Here is a 14,617-nt window from a genome sequence, read left to right on the forward strand (position 1 = left end):
CCGCCCTGGTCGCCCACGTGATGCCGGGCTCATGACGTGAGCCCACAGCGATCCAATCCACCAGCACGGAAGTCAGGAAGATGACAAAAAGCGCCGCGGACGTGTCCGTGAGGCCGCCCAGGAAACGACGAAGCACCTACACCCTCGCGCCGCTCGTCCTCATCGCGGCCAACGTCGTGCTCTTCGCGTTGTTCTTCGTGTGGCCGGCGGTGATCGGGCTCGTCTACTCGTTCACGAACTACACGGGTGTGGGGGCGTTCCAGTTCATCGGGCTGGACAACTACCAGAACCTGTTCGGGGACTCCACGTTCTACGACGCGCTGTTCCGGACGCTGCTGTACGCCGTGCTCGTCGTCCCGCTGAACTTCGTGCTGTCGCTGTTCATCGCCAACCTGGTGGTGAGCAAGCAGGCCAAGGGCGCGTCGGTCGCCCGTGTCGTCTTCTTCATCCCGTGGCTCATCTCGCCCATCGTCGTAGGCGTCCTGTGGCGGTGGCTGTTCGGTGAGAACTTCGGACTGATCAACTACGTCATCGAGAAGCTCGGCGGGCACGCGATCGCGTGGCAGTCGAACGCGGACCTGTCGCTGGGCGTCGTGGTGATGGCGGGTGCCTGGTGGGGCACGGCCTTCTCGATGCTGCTGTTCATCGCGGCGATCAAGAACGTGCCGGTGTCGTACTACGAGGCGGCCTCGCTCGACGGTGCCGGCCCCTGGCGCCAGTTCAGGAGCATCACGCTGCCGAGCATCGCGCCCACCTCCTTCATCGTCATCCTGCTCAACACGATCAACGCGATGAAGGAATACCCGCTGTTCGTCTCCCTCAACAACGGCGGACCCGGCACCTCGAACAACCTGCTCGTCCAGTACATCTATCAAACCGGCTTCAACCGGGGCCAGATCGGCTACGCGAGCGCCGCGTCGTTCGTGCTCATGCTCATCCTGATGGCCGTCGCGATCATCCAGCTGATCGTCAACCGGCGGGTGGAGAACCGATGACAACCACAGACACGCCGCGTCCGGTCGAGGGCAAATCCGTCCGGACCCTTTCCAAGAGGCAGCGGCGCAACGTGCGCGACGGTGGGCTCCGGCGCGCGGTACCCGCGACGACACTGCTGTGGATCCTGGCGGCCCTCTACGGGCTGCCGGTGCTGTGGTTCGTCCTCAGCTCCTTCAAGCCGGCGGGAGACCTGTTCTCCCTCCCGCTGACGGTGCTTCCGCACAACCCCACCGTGTCGGGTTACAAGGCGGCGTGGGACAGCGCCAACTTCTCCCAGTACTTCATCAACACGGCCATCGTGTGCGTGATCACGACGATCCTCACGGTGGGGGTCAGCTGCTGCACCGGGTACGCGCTGGCCAAGTACAACAACAGGTGGCTCAAGTTCTTCTTCATCTGCATCCTGGCCACCACGATGCTGCCGTCCGAGGTCATGCTCGCCCCCGAGTTCCTGGTGGTCCGCGACCTCGGCCTCTACAACACGTTCGGCGGCATCATCCTCCCGGCCGTGCTCACCGCGACCGGCTGCTTCATGTTCCGCCAGTTCTTCCTGACGGTCCCCGACGAACTCGTCGAGGCCGCCCGCATCGACGGCGCGCGTGAACTGTCGATCTTCCTGCGGATCATGGTGCCGATCTCCCGGCCCATCATGCTGACCCTCGCCATCCTGTCCTTCCAGTGGCGGTGGAACGACTACATCTGGCCGCTGCTGATGCTGAACGACCCCAACAAGTTCACCGTGCAGATCGGCATCCAGAGCCTCGTCGGGGCGCAGAACATCAACTGGTCGGTGCTGCTCGGCGGTTCGGTCATCTCGATGATCCCGCTGATCCTCATCTTCCTGGTCTTCCAGCGGTACGTCATGAGCGCCGACATCAACGCCGGACTGAAGGACTGACCTTGCCCACCCCGCTCGACCACGATTTCGTCCGCGCGGCGGCCGGAGCCGCCGACCGGACGGCCGCCCCGCTGGCGGCCGGCCCCGACGAGGAACCCGCCGGTGTGCCGCACCGTGGTCTGGCGCGCCGGGTGAAGACCCTCATCGCGGCATACCGTTCCCCGGACTCGGCACTGCACGGCAGCGGACAGGCGGTCGCCGCCGCGACGACCCACCTCCGCGCCCTGCGGGCCGTTCAGACGCCCTCCGGTCTCTTCGCGGGCGGAGACAACGTCCAGTCACCGCCCGACTCCGCGTTCACCGTCAACGACGTGTGCGACGCGTACGTCCTCGCCGCCGACGCGGGACCGGAACTGGGCGAGGTGACGGCCGTGCTCGCCGAGATCGCCGGCGCCGCCACCGCCAGTCTCCTGACCGGTGGCGTGCACACCCCGAACCACCGCTGGGAACTGAGCGCGGCACTGGCCCGGCTGCACCGGTCGTTCCCCGACGACCGGCTGCTCGACCGCGTGGAGGAGTGGCTCGCGGAGGGCGTCGACATCGACGCGGAGGGCCTGTACTCGGAGCGGAGCGCCGTCTACGCATCCCACGTCTCCAACCCCTCGCTCCTGCTGCTGGCCGACGTCCTCGGCCGCCCCGGCCTGCGGGACGCCGTCGAACGCAACCTCACCGCGACCCTGGACCTCATCAGACCGGACGGCACGGTGGAGACCCTCCACTCGCGCCGCCAGGACCAGAAGCTTTCGTTCCCGCTGTGGCCCTACCTGCCGCACTACCGGCTGCTCGCGATCCGCACCGGCCGGGGCGACTTCGCCCGCGCGGCCCGCCTGGCGGCCGTCGGCGGCATCGACGACCCCGACTTGCTCGCCGGGACCATCCTCACCCCCGACCTGTGCCGCGAGCTGCCGGCACCGACGCCGGAACCCCTTCCCCGCGACCGCTACATCACCACGGCACGCCTCGCCTCACGCGCCTCCGCCACCGCGCACAGCGTCCTGTACGGCGGCTCCGACGTGCCCGAGCACCGGCGCATCCGCTCGGGCCTCGCCTGCAACCCCACCTTCCTGCGCCTGTTCGCCGGTGCCGCCGTCCTCGACGCGGTCCGCCTCTCGCGGGTGTTCTTCGACCTGGGCCCGTTCCGTGCCGCCGACATGGAACAGCTTGCCGACAACCGGTACCGGCTCACCCAAACCCTCACGACCGCCTACTACCAGCCGCTCCCGAAGGACCGGAGGCGCGACGACGGCGCCTATCGCCTGGTGGACGAGGGCCGCTTCTCCGCGGCGATGGCCTTCCCCGACCGCCCTCAGGACGAGGTCTCCCACACGACCCGGGTCGAGGTCGACCTGCGGGACGACGGGGCCGACCTGCGGATCGACATCAGCGGCCCATCGGTGCCCTGGGCTCTCGAACTGACCTTCCGGCCGGGCGGCGAGCCGCAGGGCGCTGTACCGCTCGGCGACGGACGCTGGTGCCTGACGACCGGGCCGATGACCTACCGCGTCGGCGACGACGAGATCCGCGTAGAGGCCACCGTCGAGGCGGGCGAACCCCTCGCCGGGCCCGACCGGACCGACGTACTACGGTACGACCCGGGGCAGGACTACACGGTGGTGGGCGGCACCGACGCGACGACCGGCCACCGCGTCTACATCGGTGGAATCGGCCCCCAGACACTGAGCGTCGCACTCCGCGCCCGCCGCCCCGCACCCGTCTCCTGACCCCGACGACCCACACCATGGCCACCTCAGGCATGAAGGGCTGAACCACCCGTGCACCTCCTCCACCAGCGCGGCCCGCTGCACGACCTCCCGGACACCCAGGAGGCCTACGACGCGGTCCTCGCCGACGTCGTCGAGCAGGCCCTGCGCCGCATCACACCGGACGGCAACCTCGAACACCCCGACTGCCACGACGACATCGGGGACACCTCGCTCGGGATCACGTCACTGTTGGCCCTGGCCAACCAGCGCACCCAAGATCCGCGCCTGTCGGAAGCGGTCCTGCGAAGCCTCCGCTTTCACCTCCGTGAGCGGGTGTTCACGGAGGACAACCCCGGCTACCCGAACCTGAAGGTGCGTAACTCCGGGCTCCCGTACGCCCGTTACGTTCTCGAAGCGGGCGCGCACCCGATCGGGGACTGGCCGAGCACGGTGTGGGCGCTGCTTCAACTGGTCAATGTCGTCGAGGTGGGCGACCGGGTCCTGGACGATGAACTCCGGTATGAACTGGGCGAGTTGGCGCTCGGCTACTGGCGTTGGCTGACCGAGGCCACCTTCTTCAATCCGCAGGAGGCCGGAAACCAGGCCATCGGATGTGTCGTGGGCGGTCTGATGCTTGCGCGTCAGCTTCCCGGGGGTGAGGGGAAGGAGGTTCGCGAGCGCGCCCTGAGCCTGTACCGCGACGAGATCCGCGCCCACCGCGTGCGCGACCGCGGCGCCCTCCTCCCGCCCGAGCACGGCGGCGCGTACGACAACAACTACGGCCCGATCTCCCTGTCGTTCCTCGCGCAGGCCCACATCGTCAGCGGCGAGGACGTCTTCGCCGAGGACGGGGAGGCGCTGGCCCGCTACATCGACGCCCGCCTCACCAACGGCGGCTTCGACAACGGCGGTCCGCGCTACAGCGAGCAGCACTCCGCCTTCGAATCGGTCCTCGGCCTGCGCTACTTCGGCAGCCGTATCGGCTCGGACATCGGCCGCTACCGGGGCGACAGCCGCTGGGCCCGGCACGCGGTCAAGCCGGACGGGCGAGTGGACGGACACTTCGCGTGGATGCTGGTCTGGCAGATCCAGGACAGCACACGCTGGCACCGCACACCGGCGACGGGGACGGTCCGCCACCAACTCCGCGCGGGAGCCGTCTCGGTGGCCTTCGACAGCAAGATGACCCCGTCACTGATCGAGGCGGACGGCACCTACTACCTGCCCGCGGCCGTGAACCGCCAGCACGGCTTCGGCCCGGTGCTCGACGGTTTCCTGTTCTGCCGCCCGATGGGCGAGGTACGCGTCCGGGACGTCCGCGCCGAGGGGCTGACCGCCAAGCTGGTCACCAAGCCGGTCGTCGGCCGCGACCACGTCCTGCGGCACATCCAGTCCCTCTACGTCACCGACGGCACCACCCTGTGGACGACGGTGGCCGTCGAACGGCTGGACGGAGAACCGTACTTGCTGGCCGGGCTGCCGTACGCGGCGGACGAGGGCGACCGGGTGCGCAGGACGGCGGAGGGCGAGGTCGCGGCCGCGGGCGCCCTGCGCCTCACCCACCCGACCGGCCAGGGCGCCGACCGCTTCGACGCCCGCTCCGAACTCACCCAGCAGGAGGCGGCGTTCGACCTCGCCGCAGACCCGCGCGGCTACGGCAACCCCGACGAGGGCTGGGGTCACCTGGTCACGTCCACCGCACTGGAGGCGGACCCGGCACCGGGCGCGCCGGAGAACCTGCACGTGTTCGCCGTACGGTACGGGCCCGGGGAAGGGGAGTTCACGCCCGCCTTCGAGACCGGCGAGGACGGTCGCACCCTCACCGTCCGCACCGAGGCGTTCACCGCGGTGATCGGCGACCCGGCGGGCGATGCCGACGCCGAGCCGGAGCTGACCCTGCGGGCCTGAGGGTCCTCTCAACTGCCTGCCCGCGCCGCCGAGTTCTGCTCCGGCGCGGGCAGTGCGCCGACCGGCACGACCAGGTCCGCCCGGTCCCGGGTCGCCGCCACCAGGTCGGCGTTGCGCTGGTCGGTGCCCAACACCCAGGCCACGGCGGTCCCGTGGTCCTTGCCGAACTCCTCGTGCCGGGCGACGAGCCGGCGGACACGTTCGTCCTCGTCGACCTCGCAGAACCACACCTCGTCCAGGCACGGTCGTACCCGCGACCATGAACCCGCCTCCAGCAGAAGGTAGTTGCCCTCCGTCACGATGAGCCGGGCCGTGGGCGGTACCGGGATCGCGCCGGCGACGGGCTGTTCCAGCACGCGCTCGAAGGCCGGCGCGTACACCACCTCGTCGGGCTCCTCGCGCAGCCTCCGCAGCAGTGCCGCGTAGCCGCCCGCGTCGAAGGTGTCGGGCGCGCCCTTGCGGTCGCGGCGGCCGAGGCGGTCGAGTTCGACGTCGGCGAGATGGAAGCCGTCCATGGGGACGTGCGCGACCCATGGTTCCGCGCCGCTCTCGTTCAACGTCCGCACCAGGCGCTCGGCGAGGGTCGTCTTGCCCGCGCCGGGGCTGCCGGCGATACCGAGGACGGCACGCCGGCCGGGGGCGGCGAGCGCGGTGGCACGGGTGAGGAGGTCGTCGAAAGTCAGCGGCACACGGAGAGTGTGCCATCCGTCTCGGTTGCCCGGCCGGGGCGATGATGTGCGGAAGATCGGGGAGTCGACCCGGCAGAGAGACCATGGAGTGGGGGACAGGAACAGGAGCCGTCCATGACCGACGACGCGACACAGATCCGCGCCCTGATCACCGGCTGGGCCGAGGCCGTCCACCGCGGCGACCTCGAGGGCGTCATGGCGGACCACACCGAGGACCTCGTCATGTACGACGTCCCGCCGCCCCACGCGGGCATCCACGGCCTCGCCGCCTACCGCGCCACCTGGCCGCCGTTCTTCGACTGGCAGGCCCAGGGCGCCTGCTTCGACATCGACTCCCTCGACATCACGGCCGGCACGGATGTCGCCTACGCCCATGCCCTGCTCCGGTGCGGCACCCCCGAGGAGTTCGCCGCATACCCGGCCCTGCGACTGCGGCTCACCTTCGGCCTGCGCAAGGAGCGGGGCCGGTGGCTGGTCGCGCACGAACACCATTCGTTCCCGCACGACTGACACGACTGACGTACGTCTGATGTCGAAAGGGCGCTCAGGTCGACTTGCTGATCAGCTCGTCGGCGACCCAGCGCGCGACATCGGCGGGATAAGGGGAGGACAGTCCGAGCACGATGTGGTGGAAGCCCGCGTCGATCGCCTCGCGGATCGCGTGCCGGGTGGTGTCGGGCCTGTCGTAGGAGGCGGACAGATGGATGGAGCGGGTGATCGAGGCGGGATCGCGGCCGATTTCGGCGCAGTAGCGGTCGAGGAGTGCGCCGCGGTTGGTGGCGTCCTCGATGTTGCCGCCGGGGATGTTCCACAGATCGGCGTGCTCGGCGACCACGCGCAGCGTCGCGGATGAGCGTCCGCCGATGAGGATCGGCGGGTGCGGGCGCTGGACGGGCTTGGGGTTGCCGAACGCTCCGGTGAGATGGTGGTGGGTGCCGTGGAAGTCGAACGGTTTCTCCTCGGTCCACAACCGCCGGATCACCGTGCAGGCCTCGGCGAGGCTTGCCACGGCGTGCGCGGAGTCGTGGAAGGGGAGGCCGTGCGCCTCGTACTCCCGCCTGGCCAGCGGGTGATCGGGGCGTGAGCCGACGCCGATGCCGAAGTCGAGCCGTCCGCCGGAGACGATGTCGACGGTCGTGGCGATCTTGGCCAGCATCGCGGGCGGCCGGAAGCGGTTGCTCGTCACCATCACGCCGAGCCGCAGTCGCCGGGTCTGCGCGGCGAGGGCCGAGAGCAGCGTCCAGCCCTCGAAGGCCGGGCCGTCCGGGTCGCCGCCGATGGGCATGAGGTGATCGAAGAGCCAGGCGTGCTCGATCTCCGGGACGGTGTCGGCTTCCTGCCAGACGCGGAGGAGGTCGGGGTACTCGACCTGCATGGGGGCGGTCATGATTCCGAAGCTGGGGCGGGGTGTTTGGGGCATGGGCCTTCCGTCCTTCGGTAACGCGTGGTGGCAGGCATGGCTTGGTCGTCCGGCTTCCGCTCTGGCATCATGAGCAAGCGGAACGATGTTCCGGAAAACGATACGGAACGACGTTCCGCTTATCAAGCCCCCGTGTGTCGAGCAAGTTCTAGTGGTGGAGGAAGCTGCGCGGTGAGCGACAACGAGGCAGAAGCGGGCGGCGCGGTCCAGCCCAAGCGGGCCGACGCCCGGCGCAACAAGGAGACCCTCCTCGACGCCGCCGCCAAGGTCTTCGTCGCGTCCGGTGTCGACGCGCCGGTGCGCGACATCGCGCGCGAGGCGGGGGTCGGGCTCGGCACGATCTACCGGCACTTCCCGACGCGCGCGGATCTCGTCATCGCCGTCTACCGGCACCAGGTCGAGGCCTGCGCCGAAGCCGGTCCGGCGCTGCTGGCGAGCGGTGCCACGCCGTACGCCGCGCTGCGGGAGTGGATCAATCTCTTCGTCGACTTTCTGGTCACCAAGCACGGGCTCGCCGCGGTGCTGCGGTCCGACACCGCCGGTTTCGAGGCGCTGCACACCTACTTCCTCGACCGCCTGCTGCCCGTGTGTGCCGAGCTGTTCGACGCGGCGGTCGCCGCCGGTGAGGTCCGGTCCGATCTGACCGCCTACGAGGTCATGCGCGGCGTCGGCAACCTCTGTGCCGGCGCGGAGGGCGACGACCGCTACGACGCGCTCCGCCTCGTCGACGTCCTCATCGCGGGCCTGCGCCTGCCGAACTGACGGAGCCGCCGGGCTCGTTCATGCGCTGGTGGTCGGCGCGTCACCTCTTGGTCATCCGGCGCTGAGACGTTCGCTCTGTCGGGAAAGTTGGCTATACAACTTGGCGAGAGAGTGGTGGGGATGTCACCGTCCGTAGAAGGTCCAGTAGAGGACTCGATAGAAGACCTGCCGCTCACCTGGCTGCGGGACAACTGCCCCTGCCCTCGGTGCCGCGACCCGCGCAACGGGCAGAAGCTGTTCCAGATCACCGAACTGCCCACAGACCTCGCGCTGGACGCCGTACGGCGGACCGTCGACGGTGTCGAGGTCGACTGGGCGCCCGACGGGCACCGGTCCGCGTACTCGGCGCAGTGGCTGACCGCCAACCGGCCTGAGGGCGGTGACGGTTCCGGGGACCGGCGTGGTGAGAACGGCAAGACCCTGTGGGCCGCCGCCGACCTGAACGGCCGTCTCCCTGAGGCGAGTTGGGCGGTGTACCTGGGCGATCCGCTGGTCAAGGCGCGGGTGCTGGAGTCGGTCCTCGGGCTCGGCTTCGCCCTGTTGCGTGACGTGCCGTGCCGCGAGGGGCAGGTGCTGGAGGTGGCGGAGACCTTCGGGTACGTCCGTGAGACCAACTACGGGCGGCTCTTCGACGTACGGGTCGAACCGGACCCCAACAACCTCGCTTTCACCGGCGCCAGGATCACCCCGCACACCGACAACCCGTACCGCGACCCGGTGCCCACGCTCCAACTGCTGCACTGTCTGTCCAACGCGGCGGCCGGCGGTGACTCCGGACTGGTGGACGGGTTCAAGGCCGCCGCGCTGCTGCGTGCCGAGGACCCGGAGGCGTTCGCCGTACTGACGCGCACGCCGGTGCCGTTTCAATTCAGTGACGCGCAGACCGTGTTGGCCGCCGACCGCCCGCTGATCGACGTGGACGGCCGCGGCCGGATCCGCGAGGTGCGCTTCAACAACCGTTCCATCGGCACCCTGTTGCTGCCCGCCGACGAACTGGAAGCCTTCTACCGGGCCTACCGCACCTTCGCCGAGATCACCCTGCGGCCCGAACTCCAGCTGGAGTTCCGGCTGTTGCCCGGCGACTGCCTGATCTTCGACAACGTCCGGCTCCTGCACGCGCGCACCGCCTTCGAGGAGAGCGGCGCCCGTCACCTCCAGGGCACCTACGCCGACCTCGACGCACTGGCCGGCACCTTGGCCGTCCTGCGTCGCGAACACGCCGTAGCCGCAACGGAGTTCGTGGACGAGCTGGCCGAACTCTTCGAAGGCGAGGGCGCGGGCGCCTACCTGGGGGAGGAGGTCACGATGGCGCAGCACATGCTCCAGGCGGCGGCGCGAGCAGAAGAGGCCGGTGCGTCCGACGCGTTGGTCGCCGCCGCGCTGTTGCACGACCTCGGCCACTTCCACGGGCCGGTCAGCGGTGAGGAGTTGATGGAGGGCACCGACAACCGGCACAGCCACACCGGGGCGGACCGGCTGGCCGAGTGGTTCGGTCCCGAGGTCACCGAGCCGGTCCGGCTGCACGTGGCGGCCAAGCGGTATCTGTGCGCGGTCGAACCGGGCTACTTCCGCCGGCTCTCCGCGGCGTCGGTGTACACGCTGGAGGTGCAGGGTGGTCCGATGTCTCCAGCGGAGGTCGCCGCGTACGAGGCGAATCCCTATGCGGCCGACGGGGTCGCGGTGCGCCGCTGGGACGACGAGGGCAAGGACCCCGAGGCGCGGACCCCGGACTTCGCGCACTTCCGGCCGCTGCTCACGGCCTTGCTGCGGAAGGACTGAACAGGGCCTGCCTATAAGGACTATGAGGACTGACTCAGGCGTCGTCGGCCGGGCGACGGGCCAGCGAGCCGGACGCGGCCGAGCTGTGCACGGTGAAGGCCACGGTCTCCGGAAGGTACCGGTCCTCGGACCATTCGACCGGTGTGCCCGCCGGATCGGTGCTGCACCGGCGTTCGCGCAGCAGCGGGTCGCCGGGCCGGCAGCCGAGCAGCCGGGCGTCCTCCTCGTCGGCCCGGCACAGGTCGATGGTGTGCTGGGCGTCCGCGATCAGCACGCCCGACTCCTCCAGTGCCACGGTGTGCGACACGGTGTCGGGCGGCAGCTCGGCGATCAACTCGCCCACGGCGGACGGGTATACGGTCCGCTCGATCATCACGGGTCGTCCCGAGAGGGTGCGCAGCCGCCGTACCTCGTAGATCTCAGCCCCTGCGGGCAGGCGCAGTCGGTCCCGTTCGGTCGCGTCGGCGGGGCGGGTCTCCACGGTGACGATCCGGGCGCCGGGTTCCTCGCCCGTGGAGCGGGCCCAGCGGGTGAAGCTGAGGAGTTCGCCGAAGCTCTGCGGGCGGGGCGTGCCGATCACGACCCGGCGGGTGCCGCGCCGGGAGGCGATCAGCCCCTCGGTGCGCAGCAGGGCCATCGCCTGGCGGACCGTGCCCCGGGAGACGCCGTACCGTTCGGCGAGTTCGCCCTCGGCGGGCAGTCGTCCGCCGGAGCCGTAGCGGCCCTCGCCGATCTCGCGGCCGAGGTCGGCCGCGACCTTCCGGTACATCGCCGGGGACTTCCCCGTGCCGGCCGGGCCGTCCGTCACCGCGCGCCTCTCCCCAGGTCCCGAGGCCGTCAGTCGTTCTCGGCGTTCTTCTTGTTCTTGATCCGCTCGGCTTCCTTGCGGACCTCGGCCTGGATGGCGCGCTCCTTCTCCAGCCACTCGGGGCCGTCCGTCTTCAGCGCCTCGATCTGCTCGGTGGTGAGGGGCTCGGTGACCCCGCCGCGGGCGAGACCGGCGATGGAGACGCCGAGCCTGGCCGCGACGACCGGGCGCGGGTGCGGGCCGTTGGCGCGCAGGTCACGCAGCCACTCGGGCGGACTGGCCTGCAACTCGTTCAGCTCGGCGCGGGAGACGTCACCCTTCTGGAACTCGGCGGGGGTGGCCTCTAGGTACACACCCAGCTTCTTCGCCGCCGTGGCAGGCTTCATGGTCTGGGTGGTCTGGTGCGACTTCATACCGTCAAGAGTATCGACCGCGTTCGAGACCTCCGACCACGGCGGGTAACCTTGCGGGGTGACAGGCTCGGAAGCATCCCCCACGTTCCGGCTCGCGTACGTCCCCGGGGTGACGCCCGCCAAGTGGGTGCGGATCTGGAACGAGCGCCGGCCCGACGTCTCCCTCGTCCTCGTACCGGTACCGGCCGCCGAGGCAGCCGATGTGCTGCGGCGCGGCGATGCCGACGCCGGACTCGTACGGCTGCCGGTCGACCGTGAGGTCCTCAGCGCGATCCCCCTCTACACCGAGGCGACCGTGGTCGTAGCCCCGAAGGACCACGTCGTGACGGCGGCCGAAGAGGTGTCCCTCGACGAACTCGCCGACGAGGTCGTCCTCCACCCCCTCGACGACGTCCTCGACTGGGAACAGCCGCCGGGGGAGCCCGCGTTCGAGCGTCCGGCGACCACCGAGGACGCCATCGAACACGTGGCGTCGGGCATCGGCATCCTCTACGTCCCCCAGTCCCTGGCCCGGCTGCACCACCGCAGGGACCTCACCTACCGGACCGTCGTCGACGCCCCCCAGTCGGACGTCGCCCTGTCCTGGCCCGAGGACAAGACCACCGAACTGGTCGAGGACTTCATCGGCATCGTCCGCGGCCGCACGGTCAACAGCACCCGGGGTCGCACTCCGACGCCCGCCCAGCCGAAGACGAAGGCGAAGCGCGCCGAAACCCCCGCGCGCCGTAAGCCCGCCGCCGGAAAATCGACCGGCAAGGCCGGCAGGACCGCAAACACCGGCAAGAACCCTCGTGGCTCCTCCGGCGGTGCCAAGGGCACCAAGCGAGGCAAGCCCCGAGGCCGCTGACAGCCGACGTGGTCCGCTCAGGCAGACCTCGACGCCTTCGCCAGCTTGAGCACCCGCGTCAGCATCCGGAACGGATCGCCGGGCGCGCCGGGCGTGGGCAGCGCGCCAAGGGTGAGGACGGCTGCCGCGAGGGGCCGCAGGCGCGGTGCGGAGCCGTCTGCGACACCGTGATCCAACGGATGACGGCACTGTCGGTGAAGCTCAACGCGCGGACGGGCAGAGCGCGTTCGGCGCTCAGGATGGCGCGGGCCGGGGCCGACAGCGGCACCCGGGGAGGGAGAGACCTCGAACTTCATCCGGCGCCCCCGGCCAGCAGATCGCGCAAGGCCCTCTCCTCATCGGGACGCAGACCAGTGACGAACTGCTGGAGCGCGGCGATCGGATCGGGGCCGCGGTCCAGCGCCTCGTGCATCGCCTCGGCGGTCAACTCGGCCGCGTTCTTCGCCGGCCGGTAGGCGCCGCGCCGCCCGTCCGCGTCACGCAGGACGAGCCCCTTGTCGTAGAGCCGCTTGAGGATCGTGTGCACGGTGTTGTAGGCGAGAGGGCCGACGATCCCGGCCTGGATCTCGGCCGGAGTAAGCGGCCGGTCGGTCGCCCACAGCGAGGCGAGGACCTCGCTCTCCAGCTCACCGGCACTGCGCCGCGCCGCCCGGACCTGCGGGTCTCTGCCAGCCATGACGCTCACCTTACAGCGTGTAGGGCGCGACTTGCCTACCGTTGGCGCTCTGACCAGGCTCTTCTGCCTGGTCGGGGTCGATGAATGCGCCGGGGGCTTCCTGCTTCTACCTGGGAGTTCCCGGGGGTTCCGGTGGAGCGGTGGAAGTGTGCACGGGTTGTGCACTGAATCCGGGGAGGGGGCTGGGCGGTGGGCTCGATTAGTTCCGTCGCGGAGGAGAGTGAGGGCGAGGTCACCAGTCGTGGCTTTGACTCTGAAGTCTGGATCCGTCCTCTGTGTGCGGTGGTCGTGGCGGGGATGGCCGCCCATGCCTTCTACGTGCACCAGCGGGAGTTCGCCCGTCAGGGCGGAGCGGATGCGGTCAGTACCTCGTTGTTGTGGCCGCTGTCGGTTGACGGGCTGTTGCTCTTGGCGACAGTCGGACTGCCGAAGCCGTGGGGTTCGGGGACGCGACGGGAGCGGTGGACGCCGATCACTGCGGTGGCCCTCTTGTTGTTGCCGGTGGCGACGGCCCGGTGGTTCTTGAAGCGGTTGATGGTCCGCTCCATCTCGTTTGTGGCGTTTGCGGATCTCTCTGTGGAAGCCACTGAGTCGTCGGCCCTTGCCGCCGCGTCGCTTGCGGTGGGCTCGCTGGTCCTTCGGCTCGGGGATCGTGTGCTTGTTCCGGCGTCTTCGCAGATAGCGGCGGTTTCGGCGAGAGCTGTATGCGCTGTCGCCGCCGACGTGCCCAGGCCGGGTGTGCGGATGGCCGTTCCGGGGACGGGGAACGCGGATGCGTTCGAGAACTTCGATCCTCTGCGGAGTGTCACTGAACTGGCTGGGGGTTGCCAGGAGGGGCAGGGGTCGGCATCCGCCTTCCCCGGCGAGGTGAATTCAGCTGGTCAGGCAGCCTCGGCCCGGGATCCATACCAGTCGGGGTATTCCACCAGGCCATCCCGGTACGGAAATTCCAGACGCTCCCGTTGAAGATCATCCGGTCGTTCGGCCGCTTTTGGCCCCGCAACGACTCGGGCGGTAGCGGCAGGCCGAACTCCCCCTCGGTGTCGGACTGTTTACGGTGACGTACCGCCTGCCCATGATCCAACACGCGGGCTCACTTGACGGCAGGCTCTAGGTATGGCCGCCGCCATCGGGCCCGGTCAGGGTGATGTCGTCGGCGTAATACCTGCCCTGTGCGTACCAGCCGTGCACGTAGATGGTCGCGTTGGTCTGGGTCGGGCCTGTGGTGAAGGGGACGGTCAGCCGGGTGTAGGCAGAGGGGGAAGTGGTCCAGGTGGAGGTGCCGCCGTTCACGCCCAGGTAGACGTAGGAGCCGCGGACCCAGCCGCTGAGTGAGTAGGTGGTGTTCGGCCGTACCGCGACGGTCTGGCTGCACTGCGCGGTGTCGCTCGAACTCACCTTTCCCTGGAGGGCTTTGGAGCCCGCGTGGACGGGAGAGGCGACGATCGAGCCAGGGTTGCCGGCGCAGCTCCACGGCGAGACGCTGCCCGACTCGAAGCCGGGGTTGGTCAGGACGTCGGCTGCCCCGACTGCGCTCGGGGCAGCCGACGTTGGGGCGGCCGACGCACTCGTCGAGGGTGCGACCGGGGTGGCCTCGGTAGGGCCGGGGATCAGGAGGGAGCAGCCGAAGCCGGCGACGGCCGCCGCGGCGAGCGCGATCACCACGGCTGCCCGGCGCTGTCCGGGCCCCAGGCGCAGGCGGTCTACGGGGCGCGGCG

At 69.9% G+C, this 14,617-nt stretch carries 14 protein-coding genes and 3 pseudogenes; 9 read left to right on the forward strand and 8 right to left on the reverse strand.

Annotated elements, in window-relative coordinates; all coding sequences use genetic code 11:
* The first annotated feature begins 80 nt into the window (after positions 1-80).
* Genes ACNFOC_RS04690 through ACNFOC_RS04705 form a run of 4 tightly spaced genes read left to right on the forward strand, consistent with a single transcriptional unit; the run spans position 81 to position 5,505 of the window.
* Positions 81-995, forward strand: a complete 915-nt coding sequence (locus tag ACNFOC_RS04690) for a carbohydrate ABC transporter permease (RefSeq protein ID WP_317769705.1) — start codon at positions 81-83, stop codon at positions 993-995.
* Complete coding sequence (locus ACNFOC_RS04695; RefSeq protein ID WP_416956851.1) at positions 992-1,894, forward strand: carbohydrate ABC transporter permease; 903 nt, start codon at positions 992-994, stop codon at positions 1,892-1,894. The genes ACNFOC_RS04690 and ACNFOC_RS04695 overlap by 4 nt, the downstream gene beginning before the upstream one ends.
* Positions 1,895-1,896: 2 nt before the next feature.
* A complete protein-coding gene (locus ACNFOC_RS04700; RefSeq protein ID WP_416956853.1) occupies positions 1,897-3,615 on the forward strand; it encodes a hypothetical protein in 1,719 nt (572 codons plus the stop codon).
* Between the two features lie 51 nt (positions 3,616-3,666).
* Positions 3,667-5,505: a hypothetical protein gene (locus ACNFOC_RS04705; RefSeq protein ID WP_416956855.1), complete on the forward strand. Its 1,839-nt coding sequence runs from the start codon at positions 3,667-3,669 to the stop codon at positions 5,503-5,505.
* A gap of 8 nt (positions 5,506-5,513) precedes the next feature.
* Here ACNFOC_RS04705 and ACNFOC_RS04710 read toward each other — a convergent pair whose 3' ends face one another.
* Positions 5,514-6,194: a nucleoside/nucleotide kinase family protein gene (locus tag ACNFOC_RS04710; protein ID WP_416956857.1), complete on the reverse strand. Its 681-nt coding sequence runs from the start codon at positions 6,192-6,194 to the stop codon at positions 5,514-5,516.
* 114 nt (positions 6,195-6,308) lie between these two features.
* On the opposite strand from ACNFOC_RS04710, the gene ACNFOC_RS04715 reads away from it, so the two are divergent.
* On the forward strand, positions 6,309-6,704 hold the full coding sequence (locus tag ACNFOC_RS04715; RefSeq protein WP_416956859.1) for a YybH family protein: 396 nt from the start codon (positions 6,309-6,311) through the stop codon (positions 6,702-6,704).
* Positions 6,705-6,738: 34 nt separating this feature from the next.
* Here ACNFOC_RS04715 and ACNFOC_RS04720 read toward each other — a convergent pair whose 3' ends face one another.
* Positions 6,739-7,614, reverse strand: a complete 876-nt coding sequence (locus ACNFOC_RS04720) for an LLM class flavin-dependent oxidoreductase (RefSeq protein WP_416956861.1) — start codon at positions 7,612-7,614, stop codon at positions 6,739-6,741.
* A gap of 171 nt (positions 7,615-7,785) precedes the next feature.
* Between ACNFOC_RS04720 and ACNFOC_RS04725 the strand changes: the two genes are divergently transcribed.
* Together ACNFOC_RS04725 and tmpA are read left to right on the forward strand one after the other, a co-directional pair.
* Entirely contained in the window at positions 7,786-8,376 is a 591-nt protein-coding gene (locus tag ACNFOC_RS04725; RefSeq protein ID WP_416956863.1) for a TetR/AcrR family transcriptional regulator, read from the forward strand.
* Positions 8,377-8,496: 120 nt separating this feature from the next.
* The gene (gene tmpA / locus ACNFOC_RS04730; protein ID WP_416956865.1) at positions 8,497-10,155 is read left to right on the forward strand and encodes a 2-trimethylaminoethylphosphonate dioxygenase; all 1,659 of its coding nucleotides are present in this window, start codon (positions 8,497-8,499) and stop codon (positions 10,153-10,155) included.
* Positions 10,156-10,189: 34 nt separating this feature from the next.
* On the opposite strand, the gene ACNFOC_RS04735 is transcribed toward tmpA, so the two are convergent.
* Positions 10,190-10,963 carry a GntR family transcriptional regulator gene (locus ACNFOC_RS04735; protein WP_416956867.1) on the reverse strand — a complete coding sequence of 258 codons (774 nt, stop codon included), beginning with the start codon at positions 10,961-10,963 and terminating at the stop codon, positions 10,190-10,192.
* A 29-nt stretch (positions 10,964-10,992) separates the two neighbouring features.
* Positions 10,993-11,376: a DUF5997 family protein gene (locus ACNFOC_RS04740; RefSeq protein WP_416956869.1), complete on the reverse strand. Its 384-nt coding sequence runs from the start codon at positions 11,374-11,376 to the stop codon at positions 10,993-10,995.
* 58 nt (positions 11,377-11,434) lie between these two features.
* Between ACNFOC_RS04740 and ACNFOC_RS04745 the strand changes: the two genes are divergently transcribed.
* Positions 11,435-12,223 carry a LysR family transcriptional regulator substrate-binding protein gene (locus ACNFOC_RS04745; RefSeq protein WP_416956871.1) on the forward strand — a complete coding sequence of 263 codons (789 nt, stop codon included), beginning with the start codon at positions 11,435-11,437 and terminating at the stop codon, positions 12,221-12,223.
* A gap of 17 nt (positions 12,224-12,240) precedes the next feature.
* On the opposite strand, the gene ACNFOC_RS04750 is transcribed toward ACNFOC_RS04745, so the two are convergent.
* Together ACNFOC_RS04750 and ACNFOC_RS04755 are read right to left on the reverse strand one after the other, a co-directional pair.
* Positions 12,241-12,399, reverse strand: coding sequence for a hypothetical protein (locus ACNFOC_RS04750; RefSeq protein WP_416956873.1), 159 nt, complete (start codon positions 12,397-12,399; stop codon positions 12,241-12,243).
* Between the two features lie 116 nt (positions 12,400-12,515).
* Positions 12,516-12,899, reverse strand: coding sequence for a BlaI/MecI/CopY family transcriptional regulator (locus ACNFOC_RS04755; RefSeq protein WP_416956875.1), 384 nt, complete (start codon positions 12,897-12,899; stop codon positions 12,516-12,518).
* Positions 12,900-13,196: 297 nt separating this feature from the next.
* Between ACNFOC_RS04755 and ACNFOC_RS04760 the strand changes: the two are divergent.
* Positions 13,197-13,259: pseudogene (locus ACNFOC_RS04760) on the forward strand (hypothetical protein); the annotation flags it as partial.
* Positions 13,260-13,381: 122 nt separating this feature from the next.
* Here ACNFOC_RS04760 and ACNFOC_RS04765 read toward each other — a convergent pair.
* Together ACNFOC_RS04765 and ACNFOC_RS04770 are read right to left on the reverse strand one after the other, a co-directional pair.
* A pseudogene (locus ACNFOC_RS04765) lies at positions 13,382-13,772 on the reverse strand (transposase family protein); the annotation flags it as partial.
* 246 nt (positions 13,773-14,018) lie between these two features.
* Positions 14,019-14,423, reverse strand: a pseudogene (locus tag ACNFOC_RS04770) (carbohydrate binding domain-containing protein); the annotation flags it as partial.
* Positions 14,424-14,617 lie beyond the last annotated feature (194 nt).

This window comes from Streptomyces colwelliae (genome assembly GCF_048158785.1).
Classification (GTDB): domain Bacteria; phylum Actinomycetota; class Actinomycetes; order Streptomycetales; family Streptomycetaceae; genus Streptomyces.

What these genes read in the sequence shown, in the direction of transcription:
- ACNFOC_RS04740 (WP_416956869.1), bottom strand. Translation starts at nt 11,376, where the DNA reads ATGAAGTCGCACCAGACCACCCAGACCATGAAGCCTGCCACGGCGGCG.
- ACNFOC_RS04755 (WP_416956875.1), bottom strand. Translation starts at nt 12,899, where the DNA reads ATGGCTGGCAGAGACCCGCAGGTCCGGGCGGCGCGGCGCAGTGCCGGT.
- ACNFOC_RS04715 (WP_416956859.1), top strand. Translation starts at nt 6,309, where the DNA reads ATGACCGACGACGCGACACAGATCCGCGCCCTGATCACCGGCTGGGCC.
- ACNFOC_RS04695 (WP_416956851.1), top strand. Translation starts at nt 992, where the DNA reads ATGACAACCACAGACACGCCGCGTCCGGTCGAGGGCAAATCCGTCCGG.
- ACNFOC_RS04720 (WP_416956861.1), bottom strand. Translation starts at nt 7,614, where the DNA reads ATGCCCCAAACACCCCGCCCCAGCTTCGGAATCATGACCGCCCCCATG.
- ACNFOC_RS04690 (WP_317769705.1), top strand. Translation starts at nt 81, where the DNA reads ATGACAAAAAGCGCCGCGGACGTGTCCGTGAGGCCGCCCAGGAAACGA.
- tmpA (WP_416956865.1), top strand. Translation starts at nt 8,497, where the DNA reads ATGTCACCGTCCGTAGAAGGTCCAGTAGAGGACTCGATAGAAGACCTG.